Here is an 18,310-nt window from a genome sequence, read left to right as displayed (position 1 = left end):
CCAGGCGATAAAACCTGAAATTGCAAAGTAAACCGTTAGTGGCAAGGCCAAGATCATGACCTTCACGGGGTCTACTTTTTCATTCATGATCCCGCCGACAATGCCGACGATGACAAATGTCGTTAACCCTACTGGAGGCATGGACTGTCCCGCCATCGCTAGATGTGCCGCGCCAAGGGCCGTATTCACTGGTTCTACCCCCTAGGTTCATCAAAACGGGTCCCAAAAAGGTGACGATCACCGTTTGGGCTGTCGTTTGGGAGCCGGTTAACATCCCGACGAGTATCGTTGCAAAACCACCTCCCCACTTCATAGCCGTAGGTTCTAAACTTTCTGCGAACGCTTTCACCATTTCAATTAGACCAGCCTCATAAAAAATTCCGATCATGATGCCTGCGCACAGCTGGATTTGCACCGTCTTGTTTACTTTACGCAGTCCGCCTATAAATATCGGCACTGCTTCACGCCTCACTCGCGGGAACAGAAAGCTCACAGCCAAGGCGACGATAATGGCGAGAACGACAGGAAAGGTGATGCCTTGAATAATCGGATATTGATTCAGAAGACGAGAAAGTCGCACAAACGGCGTCCACCTTTCAAAAATATTGAAACCAAAACCCGACGACGCCACAACGATCACAACAAGCAGAGCTAACGGAACAAGTGTGTACCAGTGAGAACTCAAAATCTGTTTAAATGTCTGCTTTGGAAGCAAGGCCTCGGGAATTTTTTTCATGTTTACTAAGCGCACACCTGTAATAACGGCAACCACAACACCTAACCCAACGGTTACGTATCCGACCTTTAGCACGGGCTCAGGATTTATTCCTATGAGAGAAGAAGATAAGAATATGGCCTGAGAAATGGGAGGCATCACGGAGCCGATTACAGCTCCCATGAGTATAATCAGACTGATCTGCTCTCCGTTTAACCGCAAATCCCGGAGTGAACTTACGACTAAAAAGCCAATCACCGTCGCGGCTGCTATGGCGTCGCCGAGTAGTGAGCCGGCCAGGACTAAGGTGAAAATAATAGATGCAATGAGCCCTTTTGAGGAATTTCCGAAGAGCGAGCGAAACGTGTTCAGTACTGTATCCATCGTACCCAACTTTACCTGTGATTCTGCGTAAAAACTGCCAAAGATTGACAACATGATGACCCAAGCCAATTTGTCAATGCCGGAAATCGCAGCCGACACCGTATCCGCTGCTCCCAGCCCACCCAAGAAAGCCGCGGACACGCCGGCCACGAGCAGCCCGATCCGGACTTCCCCTCCGATTTTGGGAATAGCTGGCACTAAAATAATCACGAGCAACAATACAATCGGAATTATGACGGTTACCATCATATCGTGCTCCTTGTGAATACTTAAAAATCTCCAGACTTCAACACCTTCCTCACACGTTCAACCGACCAGCGAATATCTGCTTTGCTCCAGAGCAACCTTTACTCTACTCACGCAATCGGACCTTCTTCTTTTTACTCAACTCATTATCCACGCCATCCACGCCGCCGAGTTTAGACAATCCCCTCTCCCTAGCGGAAAGATTCTATTCTCCTTTTAACATAGCTCACCCACTCGCTTACACATCTGTACCCTCCCTCAAGTTCAATGATTCCACCATACATGATTATGTAAATAATGTAACGTCATTATTTTTTTTAAGGTTCAAAATGATATCTGGTGGTTCTGCAATTCGCGGACCAATTGGAGCATGAGGTAGATTTAGAAGACCCATTGATCGGAACGGAAAAGACGATTTACTGTTCGAACGAACAATGCATATGAACTGATGCGCCAAGTTTACAGCATCATCAAAAAACCATCGCCACCTCGGTCTCCCTCGGTGGCGATGGTTGTCTCACGTCTTGTGACTGTCTGTTCGTCTGCACAGTTCAAGAGCGGGTTTTGTCCGCACGGCGTTTCTGAAGCAGCCAGATGAACGCAATGACGACCAATCCAACGACGTCAGAAATATTCTCCGGCGAGATGAGGGACAACCCGGCGATAAACAGAACGACTCTCTCCCAACCGTTCGATCGGCGAACGAAGAAACCGATGACGGAACTGCTGACGGCAGCCATGCCGATCAGGGCAGTCACAACGGCGAGAAGCAGCGAGAGCGGTGTCGCATCCACGAGGACGATGATCGGATTGTACACAAAGATGTAAGGCACGATAAACGCCGCGATGGCCAACTTCACCGCCGTCACACCCGTTTTGAACGGGTTGGCCCGGGCGATACCCGCACCGGCGAAGGCCGCTAAACAGACGGGCGGTGTGATGTCCGCCACGATACCAAAGTAAAACACGAACAAATGGACGGCAATCGGCGCCAGTCCGAACTCGTTGATGAGCGCCGGCGCGGCGACAGTGGAAGTGACGACATAATTAGCCGTCGTCGGCAGCCCCATTCCGAGAATTAAGCACGCGATCATCGTGTAAAAGAGAGCGAGAATGAGGGTGCCTCCCGCTAATGCAATAATGCCAGCCGCAAATTTTGAACCGAGGCCTGTCATCCCGACAACCCCGGCAATAATCCCGGCACAGGCGACAGCGGCGATAACGGGCAACGCGACCCGCGCCCCTTCTTCCAACGTGTTTAAAATTTGGCGCAGCGACATTCTCGTGTCCTTCCGGAAAAAACTGACGGCAAACGCGACAGCAATCCCGAGCAGGGCCGCCCTTTGCGGCGTAAACCCGGACAACAAGGTGAAAACGATGATGATGAGCGGCAACAACATGTACCCTTTTTTCAACAGGAGCTCTTTCGCTTCCGGCAGTTCATGCTTCGGCACACCTAAAATGCCCTGCTTTTTAGCTTCGAAATGTGTGCCGATAAAGATACCGGAAAAGTATAACAGCGCTGGGACAGCAGCAGCTAACATGATGTCAGAGTAGGGAACCCCGATGTACTCGACCATGATAAACGCCGCCGCCCCCATAATAGGTGGCATTAACTGGCCGCCAGTCGATGCCGATGCCTCCGTCGCTCCGGCGAATTCCGGTTTAAACTTCGCTTTTTTCATCATAGGGATCGTAAACGACCCTGATGCCACTGTGTTCGCGACAGAACTGCCCGAGATCATCCCTTGAAAGGCACTGGCAATTACAGCCGCTTTGGCCGTTCCGCCGGTAAACCGCCCTGTGACGGCAAAGGCCAAATCGTTAAAAAACTGCCCGATTCCGGACTTCACCAGCACCACTCCAAAAAACAAAAAGAGAAAGATGAACTTTGACGAGATTTGAATCGGCGTACCGAATATGCCGTTCTCTCTGTACCACAAGTCGGTCATCACTTTGTCAAAGGCAAATCCGGAATGGGAGAGCACTTGTGTCGGAATGACATTGCCGAACAAGGCGTACAAAATAGCGACGGAAGCGACAACGATGATGGGAATGCCGACGGTACGCCGCGTCGCTTCCAGGACGAGTAACACACCGAGTACAGCCAGTGTAAAGTCGAGCAGGCTGTAACCGGTCACTCGTGCCTGCAGAATTTCATCAAAGAAAACAATTTTATAATAGCCGACAAATAACGACGTAAAGGCTAAAACGACATCGTACCAAGGAACCCCTTTTCGCTCTTTGGTCTTGCCCTTCTTGGCCGGATACAACAAAAAAATCAACCCGAGAGCTGTTCCGAGATGGACGGCACCCTGAATCTGTGTCTGAAACGTGCCGAAGTAACCGGTGTACAGATGGAATAAGGTCAAATAGACCGCAAGGAACGTGACCACCCATCCCCACTTTCCGATGTGGTGCCTCACGGCGCTCTGTCGATCGTACTTTTCCAAGATCGCTTCTGCATGTTCTGGCTGCAGTTGGTCTTTGCTCATCCGGTCACCTCCTCGTATGTGAAGAAAGTCAGGTGGAGGGGCTCTCCACCTGACTTGACTAATTTGCTAATTCGTCCAGGCTGTTGATCCCTGTAGCTTCTCGTGTCACTATTTGAACCACTTCCGGATAGATGTGTCCGATGAAAGCGAAGTTTTCCACTGGGGACCCGTCAAATTCGCCTGTTCCCTCCAGCGCCTCTCTAGCCGGAACGTGAACGGTCATCCCGAGATCCATCGTCCCATCCCGTATGCTTACCAGATTTTCCACTGATGCGCCGGTCTCCGTATTGGTGACATTGACTCCATCGATATAATTATTCCAGATGTTAGCAATCTCTCCGCCTAACGGGTAATACGTTCCTCCTTGACTCCCAGTTCCGAGCACGAGTTCACTTTTGCGATTAGCAGCGTCTGCACTAATTTGCGCTTCTTCCGCCTCAACGGTCAAACCCTGTTCCTCATAGTACCGTTTCGCGCCCGGGTGGATCGGTAACCCTTCCAAACCGTTCAACGCGTTTTCTAAAGTCATCTGTTCCGCTTGTGCGTGTGTATTTTCATCCGCGTGCTCGATCATTACTTTCGCCAGCTCATATGCCAGTTCGTCATCGACGGTGTTGGTGTTGGCAACGAGAACCGCATACGCTGTCACTGTTTCCACGTCTTCTTCCAAAAAGTCATAACTGTCGGCCGGAATCGTATAACGCAAGTAACCGCTTTTTTCTTCCACGTATTGGATCGCCTCATCGGAAAGACTGAGCAGTTTGACATCGCCCGTCGACGCTTGCAAGTCTGTAATCGACGCTGCCGGTAAACCGAGAACGCCGAATGAAATGTCAATATTGCCGTCTTTGACGCCGTCCATGGCATCCCCAAAACCTTCTTGAAATTCTCGATAGCTTCCTTCCTCGATTCCATAAGCGTCGAGAATGACTTTTGTAACCGCCTGGGTAGCGCTCGCCGACGGACCGATGGCAATGCCGACATCTCCCCCGCCTGCACCGCTGCACGCCGTGACGAGTGCGAACACTGTGGCGCATATCACCAGAACCGTCACTTTCTTCTTCATTTAACATACCCCCAATTTTTTTTAAATAATAGTACTACTGTGTGTATGCCTATTGTGCCCCGTTATCACCTTCTTTACCAGTAAAAAATAAGCTGTATGGTTGTAGGAGAATTTTTTATACGCAAAGTCTATCGTTGGCTAGAGTAAGCGGGGATGTATATGTATGCCTGTAGGACGTGTGGAACCGACCAGGTGAGGCTCCGCCTATTCACACCATCGCCCGGTCGGTTACGAACAACATTGAAGTGACTGACTTTTCTATATAAGTTTTACTATTACACACACTTTACAAGTTTATCGAAATTTCCCGATAAAGACAAGATCTCTCTGAGAAATTGTTGTTCGTCAGTGATATTGTCATATTGTAACGCGTCAGTGAAAATGTCACATATGGGAGAGAACATATTCATGAGCAGACAAGAGCTGAAGCGTTACACCGTCATTGATCGCTGGATTCAAGGTTTGATCACAGGAGGTGAAGCCGCTGAACTCCTTGGGTTAAGTTACCGCCAGGTTTGTCGTCTCAAAAAACGGGTGCTTGAGGAGGGGGAAACGGGGATTATCCACAAAAACAAAGGACGCAAACCGGCACACGCACTGTCTGACAATACACGTCAAAGAATTCTGGAGCTCCACCAAAGCGATGCGTATCAAGGGTGTAATGATGTGCATTTTGCCGAATTGTTGGCCAAGTACGAAGGAATTCACGTCAGTCCGTCAACCGTGCGTCGCATTCGCTCTGAGGCCGGCATCAAACCGAAACGCAAACGGCGTCCGGCTAACGTGCACCGGCCACGTGAGCGAAAGCCACAAGCCGGCATGTTAGTCCAAATGGACGGGAGCCCTCACCCTTGGTTGGAAGATCGAGCGGAACCGATGTCCCTTCTTGCCGCCATTGATGATGCCACTGGAAAAGTCGTGGCTGCTCTTTTCCGGCCACAGGAGGACACCGAGGGCTATTTTAGGCTGACACGACAGATGATTGAGCAAACTGGCATTCCCGATGAGTGTGTATTCGGATCGCCATATGATTTTCCGTTCCCCTAACGAGAAGCAAACGATCGAGCAGGAATTGGCGGGAGAACCCGTTCCTTTGTCGCAATTCGGACAAGCCCTTGAAGAGTTAGGTGTGACTCATATCAAAGCCTTAACACCACAAGCCAAGGGACGGATTGAACGGCTGTTCCAAACGCTACAAGACCGTTGGATTGTCGAGTTGCGCCTCCGGGGCATCGACACCATTGAGGAGGCCAACACGGTGCTGCCGGAGTTGATCAAAGCGCATAACGAACAGTTTGCGGTTGAACCGCGTGACCCAGAAAGTGCGTTTGTCCCTTTGGAACAAGGACAAGCGTTGGATCTAATTCTTTGCTACCGTGAAAAGCGTACTCTGGGAACCGGAGAAACAATTGCTTACAAAGGAAAAACCTACACAATAGATCGCTCGGATCACCAACAAACCATCCCGCGCAAAACCCGTGTCGAAGTGCGAGAAACATTAGACGGAAGACTATTTGTCCGGCACACAGCAAAGGCAAGCTCATTCAACTGATCACCAACGATTGGGGGCGGAGCGCAGAAGAGATTGGTGAGTTGTACCGCAAACGCTGGCAGATAGAACTATTTTTCAAGTGGGCAAAACAGCACCTTCAGATCAAAAAGTTTTACGGACAGAGTGAGCGTGCCGTATATAACCAAATATGGATCGCTCTCATCACCTACTGTCTCCTGCGGTTGTTACAACAGCGAACCAAGTCACCACACACTTTGTTCCGATTGTTACAACATGTGCGTGATACCCTCTTCAAACCTTTACTGGATTTGATTCAGTTACTTCATCGAAAGCCAACGCGTACTAGCCGTGGCAGGCGTCGTGTTGATCCTGAAGAGGAGTTTCGCCAGTTCGTAAAACAGTTAGAAGAAGAAGGAATGGAGAGTATTGAAGGTCTGTACGCTGATGTAATGGAAGTTATCTAAACAAAGTAGAATATTGTGACAATGTGGATCATGGGCTACTTTTAAGCCAACTAGCCCTTTTAGTTCTTGAATTAAAAGAACGTATTCGGAATGTTCGATATATTTAATGAAAATGAGGGGCGCCCATTTTCCTCCAATTTGACAAACGGGATTAAGTTTTATGCAACGCTAGTGATAGGTAATATAGATAATCATTCATAATGTGTTATTTTAAGGATCAATCGTAAAATCCAACCGCTTCTCCTTTTCGCCTCTTTTAATGTTGACATTCTCAGTTAATATCGCTTCGCCATTATCTATGATATTAAAATTATAATTACCAGGGGGTAAATGAAGAGAGTATTCGCCGTTTTCATCGGTAGAAATGCCAATTTCAGGAATAGGTGGACGAGGAAAGAAAGTAGGTTCAGGATTGACTGGCAAATCAGGGATAGGTTCCCCCTTTTTATTAGTAATTTGACCTACGACTGTGACCTGATCATGTACATCCCCGCTAGTAAAACTGCAGCCAAACAAAGCAAGGTTAAGAGTGAATATTATGGCAAGGATAATGGTGTTGTACTTTTTCACGATGACCACTCCTTGTGAAAAGGGCAGAGAGGGTAATACCCTCTCTTTGAACTTTTATGCAAATGAAGCAACGGTTATTCAGGTTCAGGATAGTTTATCCAAGTTACAAGGTTGTCAAATACATCTGAATTAATACGTGTCCCCCTGTTGAAGCTGGAACCTCCGTATCTACCATAGGCATGAATAGCCAACCCACACGGCCCGGCACAATCCGGGTTATTGAATTCGTAGACAGGTGACCCACTTTGACCACGAAATGTATCGATGGGATAGAATAGTTGACGATCCTCTGATTGTACAATCCTATTCGAGTGTTGCCATTGAGTTCCGGATGGTTTATCTGACGGGTAACCGCTTAAATTAACGATGATGTCGTTCAATGAAGCTGGGGTTGAGCGAAAGCCAAAATAACCGGTGGTATTACCAACTGGCTCACTTAATTGTATAGCCCCATAATCGTACTCACGATTCCCCTCTGTCCATCCTGTTACTGTGAAGAGACGATAAGCTGGTACGGACCCATAAGGAAATTTGTTTCCATCTCGCCCCGGATAGACCGTTACCCCGCTTGCCCAGACATTATTAATATCGTCATACACACAGTGCCCTGCTGTTGCGATTGTAGAGGGTCCAATTAACCATCCTGAACAAGTGCCTAGACTGCTCTGGATGTGCACAATTGCCCTATAGGGATAGAGTGTCGTGTCAGAAACTCGCAAGCGGTCGTCTACCCCAATTATATCAGACGTGTCTATTGGAGAATCAATATGTTTAATCTGAGATGTCTTAGGGGTTTGTAATTTTTGCCCACCCGGCGTACCAGAACCGGAAAATCCAGGAGATAAGAACCCATTCTTCTCTTTAATTATCGCGTCTTTTGGCGGATTGACATCGCTAAAATAGTTCGAATCATCACTAGCAATGGGGGTGTGAGGGGACTGCGATTCAGCCGCGTAAACCTTTGGTGGCACATCGAATACTTGAAAGCCAGTTAAACTTGCTACCAACAGAGTAAACACAAACAACATTCGGAAGACCTTTGAAAACAACATACTACCACTCTCCTTAAAAATTTAGATATATCTATTTGTTTATAATAATACAATATTATTTATTGTAGGTGTTGTTCGTCAGTGATATTGTCATATTGTAACGCGTCAGTGAAAATGTCACATATGGGAGAGAACATATTCATGAGCAGACAAGAGCTGAAGCGTTACACCGTCATTGATCGCTGGATTCAAGGTTTGATCACAGGAGGTGAAGCCGCTGAACTCCTTGGGTTAAGTTACCGCCAGGTTTGTCGTCTCAAAAAACGGGTGCTTGAGGAGGGGGAAACGGGGATTATCCACAAAAACAAAGGACGCAAATCGGCACACGCACTGTCTGACAATACACGTCAAAGAATTCTGGAGCTCCACCAAAGCGATGCGTATCAAGGGTGTAATGATGTGCATTTTGCCGAATTGTTGGCCAAGTACGAAGGAATTCACGTCAGTCCGTCAACCGTGCGTCGCATTCGCTCTGAGGCCGGCATCAAACCGAAACGCAAACGGCGTCCGGCTAACGTGCACCGGCCACGTGAGCGAAAGCCACAAGCCGGCATGTTAGTCCAAATGGACGGGAGCCCTCACCCTTGGTTGGAAGATCGAGCGGAACCGATGTCCCTTCTTGCCGCCATTGATGATGCCACTGGAAAAGTCGTGGCTGCTCTTTTCCGGCCACAGGAGGACACCGAGGGCTATTTTAGGCTGACACGACAGATGATTGAGCAAACTGGCATTCCGATGAGTGTGTATTCGGATCGCCATATGATTTTCCGTTCCCCTAACGAGAAGCAAACGATCGAGCAGGAATTGGCGGGAGAACCCGTTCCTTTGTCGCAATTCGGACAAGCCCTTGAAGAGTTAGGTGTGACTCATATCAAAGCCTTAACACCACAAGCCAAGGGACGGATTGAACGGCTGTTCCAAACGCTACAAGACCGTTGGATTGTCGAGTTGCGCCTCCGGGGCATCGACACCATTGAGGAGGCCAACACGGTGCTGCCGGAGTTGATCAAAGCGCATAACGAACAGTTTGCGGTTGAACCGCGTGACCCAGAAAGTGCGTTTGTCCCTTTGGAACAAGGACAAGCGTTGGATCTAATTCTTTGCTACCGTGAAAAGCGTACTCTGGGAACCGGAGAAACAATTGCTTACAAAGGAAAAACCTACACAATAGATCGCTCGGATCACCAACAAACCATCCCGCGCAAAACCCGTGTCGAAGTGCGAGAAACATTAGACGGAAGACTATTTGTCCGGCACAAAGGGTGGATTACCCCCTAAAGGAAACAGTAAAACCAAAACGCCAGTCGCTGCAAAAACAAAAGGCGAGCTCGGAGAAACAACCTCACAAGCCCGCACTCAATCATCCTTGGCGCCAATATGGGCGCACCCAATCTAAATCTAGGATACGACAACGGGCTTAAAAAATCTAGACTGTGCCGTTAGAATACGGACTGTGATCCCTTCATCCCTTTTAGCCAGGGAGCTTGTCGTGGGCATTTTTATCAAGGGCGAGTGAAACTCGGGTATAAGCCTTTACCCTTGATGAAAGGGCCACTACAAGCTACGCTCCTGAACGGGATGGAGGGAATAACTAAAATAGGACAGAATCACTGACGAGTTAATAGGACATTTTCACTGACGCTTGACAGATCTCTCTGAGAAATTATCGTGCAGGATGACGGGGGACGATCTTTTTCAGTGCGGATTCGTGGGCTTCGACTGTGCGCTCAATGTCAGCTTCGACGTGAGCGGTCGACATGGAGTAACGGTTGAGCGGTTTGACGTAAATACCTAGTCGCAGCAATTCGTAATCGAGCGCTTTGCGAAGGGCCTGATTGTCTTGGTGCATGTCGCGGTAGTTCTTCACCGGTCGATTGGTCAAGACGATATTGAAGATGCTGCCCCAACCGAGAGTCTGCATCGGCACGCCGTAACGGAGGTACACTTCCTCCAGCATGCGCCTCAGCCTCTCTGTTTTGGCGGACAAATCATCAAGCGTTCCCTTTTCTTCCAGTATCCGTATCGTGGCCAAACCAGCGGCCAACACAATGGGATGACCGTTGTACGTGCCGCTGTGAAACAACACGTCCGTCTCATCTGACTCGCTGTGAACAGCGGACAAAATGTCACGGCCCCGCCGCGGATCGGTCATCTGCATCATTTCCTTCTTTCCCCCGACCGCGCCGATGGGAAATCCGCCTCCCAACACTTTTCCGAGTGCTGTCAAATCCGGTTTCACGCCGTACACTTTTTGTGCTCCGCCGAGGGACACTCGGAACCCTGTTTTCACTTCGTCGAAAATGAGGACGATGTTCAATTCTTCCGTCACTTTTCTAAGTCCGTGGATAAAATCCAATTCGGCCGGAATGAAACCACCTTGAACCGGCTCCAAGATCACAGCCGCCAACTCATCGGCGTGCCGGCGGAGCAGGCGTTCCGTTGCCTCCAGATTGTTAAAGGGTAAAATGACGGTCTGTGTCCTGTCGTGGGCAGACATTCCTGTCGACTCCGGGACGGGAGTAGGATGGTCGCTCTCACCGGCCCGGTTGAGATCGGGGTGTACGCTGAAGAGCACCTGATTGTAGCCGCCGTGGTAGTGTCCTTCGAATTTCGCGATTTTCTCTTTTCCGGTAAACGCCTTAGCTATTCGGATGGCAAGGAGTGTCGCTTCCAAACCGGAGTTCGTAAATCGCACCATATCGACGCCAGGGTAAAAGTCCGTCAACTTTTCAGCCAGTTCCGCCTCCAGTTCGTGCGGCGTACCGAAAACGGTCGTACCGATCTCCTTCATCTGATCCGTAATCGCCTGCAACACCCGCGGGTGTCCGTGTCCTGTTATGAGCGCACCGTAACACAACATGTAATCAATATATGCATGACCGTCCACGTCAAACAGTTTGCTGCCACAAGCGCGCTTCATGACGATGGGGTGGGGGGCGAAGTACTTGATGTTTGCCGTAACACCTCCAGGAAGAACTTGACACGCTCTCTCATACGCCTCAGACGACCCTTTGACTGCGGAATCTGTCAATCCGCCGGTTACCATCATCATCCTCCACTCAACTCGTATTGTGTATAAAGGGTGCTTACTTAAGAGTATAATCGAGTGGAGAGAAAATGCAATAATTATTTCATCACGAAATTTATTTTGTAATTTTTATTTCTTGATGGTGTTCTTATCTTCCTCTTTGTGGTAAAATACGTCAAACCGCTCCCAAATGTCCTCCAACTTATTCAAACGGCGATGTAACTCCTGACCCTTTTGCTTGCCAACGTAGGCAATTAAGGCGTTAATTAAACTGAGGGGCCCGACGAACGAATCGAGGAACGTCGGCATCTGGCTTGATGAGAGAAGGGTGATGTCAGAGAAAGGAACGAGTGGGGACAGCAGGTTGTCCGTAATGGCAATTGTGGCAGCGCCCCGGTCTTTGGCAAAAGAGACGATGTCGATCGTTTTTCGCGTGTAACGGGCAAAACTGAGTCCGACGACGACATCGTTCTGATTCAAACTCTCTAACCTTTCGTAAACGGAATCAGCCGCCTGTACCATTTCACAGTTCCCCAACATCATGTCCAAATAGTAGTGGAGGAAAAATCCGAGGGAGACGGCACTGCGACTGGCGACGATGTAAATTTTGTCTCTGCTCAACAAAGTGTCGGCCGCCCTCTGCAAAGCTGTAACGTCCAGCGTCTCCATCGTCGTCTTGATGTTAGCGATGTCGTCTTGAAAAATTTCATAAATGCCTTTTTCCTCTTCGTTGTACACACTTTTCGACATTTCCAACCGTTCGGCCGTCGTCAACTGTTTTTCCACGGAATCCAGCATGTACTGCTGCATTTCAGGGTACCCCGAATACCCTAGAAACGTTGCAAAGCGGACGATGGTCGCTTCGCTCACACCTGTCATTTTGGCCAGTTTGCTCACAGTGTAAAACGGAACGGTATTCGGATTCTCTAAAATGTACTCTGCTATCTTTTTTTGCGATTTGCTCATGTGCGGTCTTTGAGCCGCTATGTGCCGGTATACGTCCGTCTGTTTCACGCTCTCACACCTTTCTCGTAGGGCAGTCCAAATCAGTGATGAAAAACCTCTTCCGTACGGAAGAGGTTCAATTCAAAGATGACGCTTTTCTTGCGTACGGCAAAATCGTTACTTCGCGGCAGCAGCTGAACCAACCCTTTTTTTCTGAGGAATATCACTCAACTCGTTGACCGAGACAATTTCTTCCACTTTTTTCTCCGGTTTCTTCCAATACTTTTCATTACCCGGCAGATCATCAAACCACGTCGCATCTTTCGGGCAGTCCAACACCATAAATTTGCCGTAGTTCCCGTCCCTTGACTGGTGATATTTCAAATACGCCTTGCCGTTTTCAATGGCCAATATCTCAATTTTGCCTGACGTATGGCTCATCGACAAGCGAACGCGTTTCCCGAGGCCCGACGTTTTCGCTTTCGCTTGCTCAACGATGTTGTACACTTCTTCCAACGTCAGCACAAAGTCGTGATTTCCCCTGACCGGCCGGTTGACGAAGAAATAGTAAGGCGTCACTCCAGCCCACGACAGCTTGTCCAACAACTCTCCCAAGACGTCCGGATCGTCGTTGATGCCTTTGAGTACAGGGGTCTGGTTCACGACGATGGCTCCCGCATCGTGCAGTGCCTGGAAACATTTGCGAGCTTGTTCGGTAATTTCCCGCGGGTGGTTCACGTGCGCCATAATGTAAATGCGCTTTTCAGGCGAAGAGTGTTGGCGGATCACTTGGAGGAGTTCTTCATCTTCATAAATTCTCATCGGGTTAAAGACGGGAAGTTTGGAACCGATGCGGATAATTTTCACATGATCGATGGCGCGGAGGCGTTCGAGAATCATTTTAATTTTTTTCGTGGCCAGTATGAGGGGGTCGCCGCCGGTTAACAAGACGTTGTTGATTTCAGGGTGTTCGCTTATATACTTGAGACCCGGTTCCACGTCAGACATAGCTTCTTTCACGTCGTGGCGGAACAGGCGCTTGCGGAAACAGTATCGGCAGTACGCCCCGCACACTTCAGAGCAGATCAAGAGGGCCGTCGTTTTGTATTTGTGCTGGCAACCGGGAACGACGTAGTTCGTATCCTCATCTGAAGCATCCCACCTGCCGTACTCTTCAGACAGTTCGCCCGTGTTCGGAATAACCAGTTTTCTGATCGGATCATTCGGATCATCCCAATCAATCAAACTTAAATAGTAATCGTTCACCCGGAAGACAAACTTTTCGGTAATCTGCTTCAGTTTCTCCCGCTCTGCCGCAGGGATCTGTGTAATCCGGTCAATATTCGTAATATACTTCGGTTGTGCCATTACGACGCATCATCACCTTTCTATATGAATCTATTAAACAAACGACTAAGTTTATTATAACATACTCCCCCCTTCCCCCAAATTTGAGGCCGTCAGCTGATCGTCACTTCGTCACACAAATACACGTCCTGGATGGCGTGTAACAGCTTCACCCCTTCTCTCATCGGCCGTTGAAACGCTTTGCGTCCCGAAATGAGGCCCATGCCGCCGGCCCGCTTGTTAATGACAGCCGTTTTCACTGCGTCGGCAAAGTCGTTGTCTCCTGACGCGCCACCTGAATTGATCAAACCGGCCCGGCCCATATAACCGTTCGCCACTTGATAACGGGTGAGATCGATGGGATGATCCGTCGTAAGTTCAGTGTACATGCGCTCATCAGTCTTGCCGTAGCTCTTCCCCGAAGCAGCGCGGATGGCCTTATATCCGCCGTTTAACGTTGGGAGTTTTTGCTTAATGATGTCCGCCTCAATCGTCACACCGAGGTGGTTCGCCTGACCGGTCAAGTCAGCCGCCGTATGGTAATCGGTGCCGTCAACTTTAAAGTGTTCGTTGCGGAGATAGCACCACAAGATCGTAAACATCCCCAATTCGTGGGCATACTGAAACGCCTCGCTGATCTCTTGAATCTGCCGGTTCGACTCTTTGGAACCGAAGTAAATCGTGGCTCCGATTCCGGCTGCTCCCATTTCCCAACACTGCTTCACGCTGGCAAACAGAATTTGATCGTACGCATTCGGATACGAGAGCAGTTCATTGTGATTGATTTTGACGACGAACGGAATTTTGTGCGCGTATTTTCTGGACACTGCCCCCAACACACCGTATGTAGAGGCAACGGCGTTACATCCGCCTTCTATGGCCAATTTGACGATGTTTTCCGGGTCGAAATAGGCGGGGTTTTTGGCAAAGGAAGCCCCTCCCGAATGTTCGATGCCCTGGTCGACCGGCAGGATGGAGAGGTAACCCGTGTGAGCCAGTCGACCGGTATTAAACATCCACTGTAAATTTTTAAGAACTTGATTGTTGCGGTCGGAGTTGGCGACGACGTCGTCGACAAAATTGGGCGAAGGCAAAACTAACTGCTCCTTTGGAATCGTTTTGCACTCGTGGTGCAGCAAATCGTCGGCCTCATCTCCTAAATAGTGTCGAATTTGTTCAATCACGCTTATCACCTCATCGCATTATCGTCAATCTGTACTTAATCCTGCTCACCTTTTGTGTTGTACGTTGAGCAACCGCGCGATGTTTCGCGCTTTGTCGTAAATGAGCGCTTCAGCCTGGCCGAGGGCCTCCTCGAGCGTCATCGGCCCCCTCGGGATGGCGTGCATGCTGGCAAACACGTCGTAAAGCGGCTCCACATCTCCTGCCAAACTGCCGGACATCAAAATCGTCGGGGTCCCGCATTCTTTCGCCAGCTTGGCCAAGTAGTACGGCACTTTGCCGTGCAGTGTCTGACTGTCGGTCTTTCCTTCGCCCGTGACGAGCCAGTCGGCCGACCTCAACCGCTCTTTCATGCCGACGGTTTCAGCGACGAGGGCCGCCCCCGATTCGAGGGAAGCTCCTATAGAGAGCATGGCAAAGCCGAGACCGCCAGCCGCCCCTGCACCTGGATGGTGCTGGAACGCTTGGTTCACATGGGCTTCCACGCGCTCTGCGTACGATGCGAGGTCTGCGTCCACCCTTTCCAGTTGATTTGGACGAAGACCTTTTTGCGGGCCGAAAACGTGCGTCGCCCCCCTCGGACCACACAGCGGATTGTCTACGTCGCACGCGACTCGGACGTCGACTTCCTTGATGCGCGGATCGATGGTACCGTAATCGACGAACTGCACCCTGGACAGCGATGCGGCAAAAGGCTCCACTCGTTTTCCGTCTCCGTCGCGAAAGGTAACGCCGAGGGCTTGCAGCATGCCCAACCCGCCGTCATTCGTCGCGCTTCCGCCGAGCCCGACGACGATGCGTTTGACCCCTTGGTCCAGTGCGTGGAGCAGACACTCACCGACGCCGTACGTCGTCAAATAGAGGGGGTTGCGCTTCCCTTCCGGAACGAGCGTGAGACCGGCCACCGCCGCCACCTCGATGACAGCCGTCTCCCCGTCGTGTAAAAGGCCATAAAATGTCGGTATCCTCTCGCCCGTCGGACCTGTCGCACTCAGGTCGAGGCGCTGCCCCTCTACGGCAAAGAGAAACGACTCCACCGTCCCTTCCCCGCCGTCCGCCATCGGAACGACATCGACATGGGCGTCCGGCATTTCCCGCAGCAGAGCTTTTTCAATCAGCCGGCCGACTTCTACGGCAGTCAAACTCCCTTTAAAAGAATCTGGTGCTACAACGAAACGCATCTCTTTCCTCCACTGTTTTCTTCTGCAAAAAGTATAACACATTTCTCTCCATTCCGCCGTCTTATCACGCTTTCACCAACGCCGCATCAGGTGAAAATCGACGGGGACACAAGGGTAGGCCTTCGGGCTACTTTCCGTTGACAAAAAGAGACCCTCCTTGTGTCCAAGGCAAGGGAGTCCGTTGTGACAGTCAGTTTACCGCGACTAGGAGAACGCGATCAAGCTGTCTTCTGACGCACCGGTTGATGCAACACACCCATATGCTGCAGGCGCCTCCTGACGACAATGCCGACGGCAGACGCAAGGACAACTTTCAACACACCTGTCGGAATGAACGGGACGACTCCGGCTAACGCCGCTTCTCTCCAGCCTAAGTCGGCCACGAACTTTAATTGAGCCGTCCCTGCCGCAAAGATGATGACTAATCCGACAGCGTTGGCAAACACGGCCCACAGAAACCCGGGGTTGCGGTGCAGTTCAATCGTTTTTCCTGTCACGTAAGCTCCTAAGATGAATCCGAATATGAATCCCCCCGTCGGTCCGACGAGAACGTGTAACCCTCCACTAAATTCTGCAAACACGCGCATCCCTACAGCCCCCATGAGAGTGTATATCAGCATCGACAAAGCCCCGTAGCGCGCTCCCAGTATTGTTGCGGCCAAAGCGACGGCCAGTGTTTGCCCGGTGAACGGAACCGGTGAAAACGGTACAGGAAAGGCGATTTGTGCACAAGCTGCGGTGATCCCGGCGAACAGCGCCGCCATCATCTGCATGCGTAAACGTCTCGATCCCATGTCTTCCATCCTTTCGGTACAATTGTTAACTTATTTATTATAATTGGTTTACATTTAGAGTGTAGAGCAATGGTCCGCCGATGTCAACAAAAACCGTGCCAGCGGACATCCCATTCATTTTGCTACCGTTTTGTCAAAATTGAGGCGTCACCGTCTATTCCAAATCCCCGCTCCTCGTGTTACATTACGGATGTCTCACCGCAGTCGTACAGGGAGGGATAACTGTTGGGGATCGTCTTGTTCATTCTCGTTGTTCAAGTTGCCTACGTCAGCATCTCGACACTGCGCTTAATCATTATGATGAAAGGAAACCGCAGCCTCGCTTCCCTCATCAGTTTCGTTGAGGTGTTTATTTACATTCTAGGATTGTCAGCAGTTCTCGCCAATATGGATACGTGGTACAACCTCGTCGTCTACTGCCTTGGATTTGCCATCGGCGTGTACACGGGGTCGCTGATCGAGGAAAAAATGGCGATGGGCTATATCATGGTTCAGGTCACGACGAGGCGGGACGATTCTGACATGGCGCCCAAATTGCGGAAAGAAGGATTTGGCGTAACAGCCTGGTCGGCGGAAGGATTAGCCGGAGAACGCCTCGTCTTGAACGTATTGACAAAACGCAGTCGCCAGCGGGAACTGCTGCAAAAAGTGCAAGAGATTGACCCGCAGGCGTTCGTCATTTCCTTTGAACCGAAAACGTTCGTCGGCGGCTTCTGGGTGAAGCGGGTACAGTGAACTTACAACCGCGCAAAGAGAACGGTCCATGAAGGTTTCTCTTGTTTACCCGCCTTATCTCGCCGTCAAAAATAAAAAAGTTGCGGAGAAAGGACGTCTCCACAACTGGAATTTCCTGTTTTCACCTTAATGAATGCCCAACTGCATCCGCGCGGCGCGAGACATCCTTTCTTTGCTCCACGGTGGATCCCACACGATGTTGACATGGACGTCTTTCACGCCTTCCACTTCACTGACCGTCGAGGTGACCATCTGGTTGATGACTCCTGCCAGCGGACAGCCCATGGCCGTCAGTGTCATCGTCACCGTGACGTCCCCTTCGTCCGATATGTCAATGTCGTACACAAGCCCTAAGTCGACAATGTTAATGCCCAACTCGGGATCGATGCACGACTCGCGCATGCGTTCCCTTATTTCTTCTTCCATCAGTTCCCGCTTCTCTTGATCCATCGTCTCACCCCTTTCACCTGTGCTTTTAAACTAACATACTTTTATCTCCAGATCAAATGGAGGACGCGTCTCGCCGCACCCGCGTGGAACGCACCCCTCGCCATGCCGCTCTTCGCCGATACGCTCTTTGAAAAATGAAGTAA

General features: G+C 50.1%; 13 protein-coding genes and 3 pseudogenes. 4 read left to right on the top strand and 12 right to left on the bottom strand.

What is annotated here, in order from left to right; genetic code table 11:
• Positions 1-79 precede the first annotated feature (79 nt).
• From B0W44_RS11620 to B0W44_RS11610, 3 genes are all read right to left on the bottom strand, one after another.
• A complete protein-coding gene (locus B0W44_RS11620; protein ID WP_228441053.1) occupies positions 80-1,345 on the bottom strand; it encodes a hypothetical protein in 1,266 nt (421 codons plus the stop codon).
• Positions 1,346-1,896: 551 nt separating this feature from the next.
• Positions 1,897-3,840 carry a TRAP transporter permease gene (locus tag B0W44_RS11615; RefSeq protein WP_077720176.1) on the bottom strand — a complete coding sequence of 648 codons (1,944 nt, stop codon included), beginning with the start codon at positions 3,838-3,840 and terminating at the stop codon, positions 1,897-1,899.
• A gap of 58 nt (positions 3,841-3,898) precedes the next feature.
• The gene (locus B0W44_RS11610) at positions 3,899-4,906 is read right to left on the bottom strand and encodes a TAXI family TRAP transporter solute-binding subunit (RefSeq protein WP_077720175.1); all 1,008 of its coding nucleotides are present in this window, start codon (positions 4,904-4,906) and stop codon (positions 3,899-3,901) included.
• A gap of 408 nt (positions 4,907-5,314) precedes the next feature.
• Between B0W44_RS11610 and B0W44_RS19350 the strand changes: the two are divergent.
• Together B0W44_RS19350 and B0W44_RS19345 are read left to right on the top strand one after the other, a co-directional pair.
• Positions 5,315-6,440, top strand: a pseudogene (locus B0W44_RS19350) (ISNCY family transposase); the annotation flags it as partial.
• Between the two features lie 8 nt (positions 6,441-6,448).
• Positions 6,449-6,647, top strand: a pseudogene (locus B0W44_RS19345) (transposase); the annotation flags it as partial.
• A 446-nt stretch (positions 6,648-7,093) separates the two neighbouring features.
• Here B0W44_RS19345 and B0W44_RS11595 read toward each other — a convergent pair.
• The gene (locus B0W44_RS11595) at positions 7,094-7,453 is read right to left on the bottom strand and encodes a carboxypeptidase-like regulatory domain-containing protein (RefSeq protein WP_169835549.1); all 360 of its coding nucleotides are present in this window, start codon (positions 7,451-7,453) and stop codon (positions 7,094-7,096) included.
• Between the two features lie 74 nt (positions 7,454-7,527).
• Positions 7,528-8,505, bottom strand: a complete 978-nt coding sequence (locus B0W44_RS11590; protein WP_228441050.1) for a trypsin-like serine peptidase — start codon at positions 8,503-8,505, stop codon at positions 7,528-7,530.
• A gap of 141 nt (positions 8,506-8,646) precedes the next feature.
• On the opposite strand from B0W44_RS11590, the pseudogene B0W44_RS11585 reads away from it, so the two are divergent.
• Positions 8,647-9,926: pseudogene (locus tag B0W44_RS11585) on the top strand (ISNCY family transposase).
• Positions 9,927-10,168: 242 nt separating this feature from the next.
• Here the strand turns inward: B0W44_RS11585 and B0W44_RS11580 are convergent.
• The 6 genes from B0W44_RS11580 to B0W44_RS11555 all read right to left on the bottom strand — a co-directional run bounded on the left by B0W44_RS11580 (position 10,169) and on the right by B0W44_RS11555 (position 16,982).
• Positions 10,169-11,557: an aspartate aminotransferase family protein gene (locus B0W44_RS11580; protein WP_077720172.1), complete on the bottom strand. Its 1,389-nt coding sequence runs from the start codon at positions 11,555-11,557 to the stop codon at positions 10,169-10,171.
• Between the two features lie 105 nt (positions 11,558-11,662).
• Positions 11,663-12,547, bottom strand: coding sequence for a MurR/RpiR family transcriptional regulator (locus tag B0W44_RS11575; protein WP_077720171.1), 885 nt, complete (start codon positions 12,545-12,547; stop codon positions 11,663-11,665).
• Positions 12,548-12,655: 108 nt separating this feature from the next.
• The gene (locus B0W44_RS11570; RefSeq protein ID WP_077720170.1) at positions 12,656-13,846 is read right to left on the bottom strand and encodes a KamA family radical SAM protein; all 1,191 of its coding nucleotides are present in this window, start codon (positions 13,844-13,846) and stop codon (positions 12,656-12,658) included.
• A gap of 92 nt (positions 13,847-13,938) precedes the next feature.
• Positions 13,939-15,009, bottom strand: a complete 1,071-nt coding sequence (locus B0W44_RS11565; RefSeq protein WP_077720169.1) for a class I fructose-bisphosphate aldolase — start codon at positions 15,007-15,009, stop codon at positions 13,939-13,941.
• A gap of 45 nt (positions 15,010-15,054) precedes the next feature.
• Complete coding sequence (locus B0W44_RS11560; RefSeq protein WP_077720168.1) at positions 15,055-16,188, bottom strand: glycerate kinase; 1,134 nt, start codon at positions 16,186-16,188, stop codon at positions 15,055-15,057.
• 218 nt (positions 16,189-16,406) lie between these two features.
• Complete coding sequence (locus tag B0W44_RS11555) at positions 16,407-16,982, bottom strand: biotin transporter BioY (protein ID WP_077720167.1); 576 nt, start codon at positions 16,980-16,982, stop codon at positions 16,407-16,409.
• Between the two features lie 225 nt (positions 16,983-17,207).
• Here B0W44_RS11555 and B0W44_RS11550 point away from each other — a divergent pair, with 225 nt between their 5' ends.
• Complete coding sequence (locus B0W44_RS11550; protein WP_228441045.1) at positions 17,208-17,717, top strand: DUF2179 domain-containing protein; 510 nt, start codon at positions 17,208-17,210, stop codon at positions 17,715-17,717.
• A 126-nt stretch (positions 17,718-17,843) separates the two neighbouring features.
• Here the strand turns inward: B0W44_RS11550 and B0W44_RS11545 are convergent, their stop codons facing one another.
• Positions 17,844-18,143, bottom strand: a complete 300-nt coding sequence (locus B0W44_RS11545) for a metal-sulfur cluster assembly factor (RefSeq protein WP_077721367.1) — start codon at positions 18,141-18,143, stop codon at positions 17,844-17,846.
• Positions 18,144-18,310: the final 167 nt, after the last annotated feature.

Source organism: Novibacillus thermophilus (assembly GCF_002005165.1).
In the GTDB taxonomy this organism is placed as follows: domain Bacteria; phylum Bacillota; class Bacilli; order Thermoactinomycetales; family Novibacillaceae; genus Novibacillus; species Novibacillus thermophilus.
This window is presented reverse-complemented; position numbering and strand designations above follow the sequence as displayed.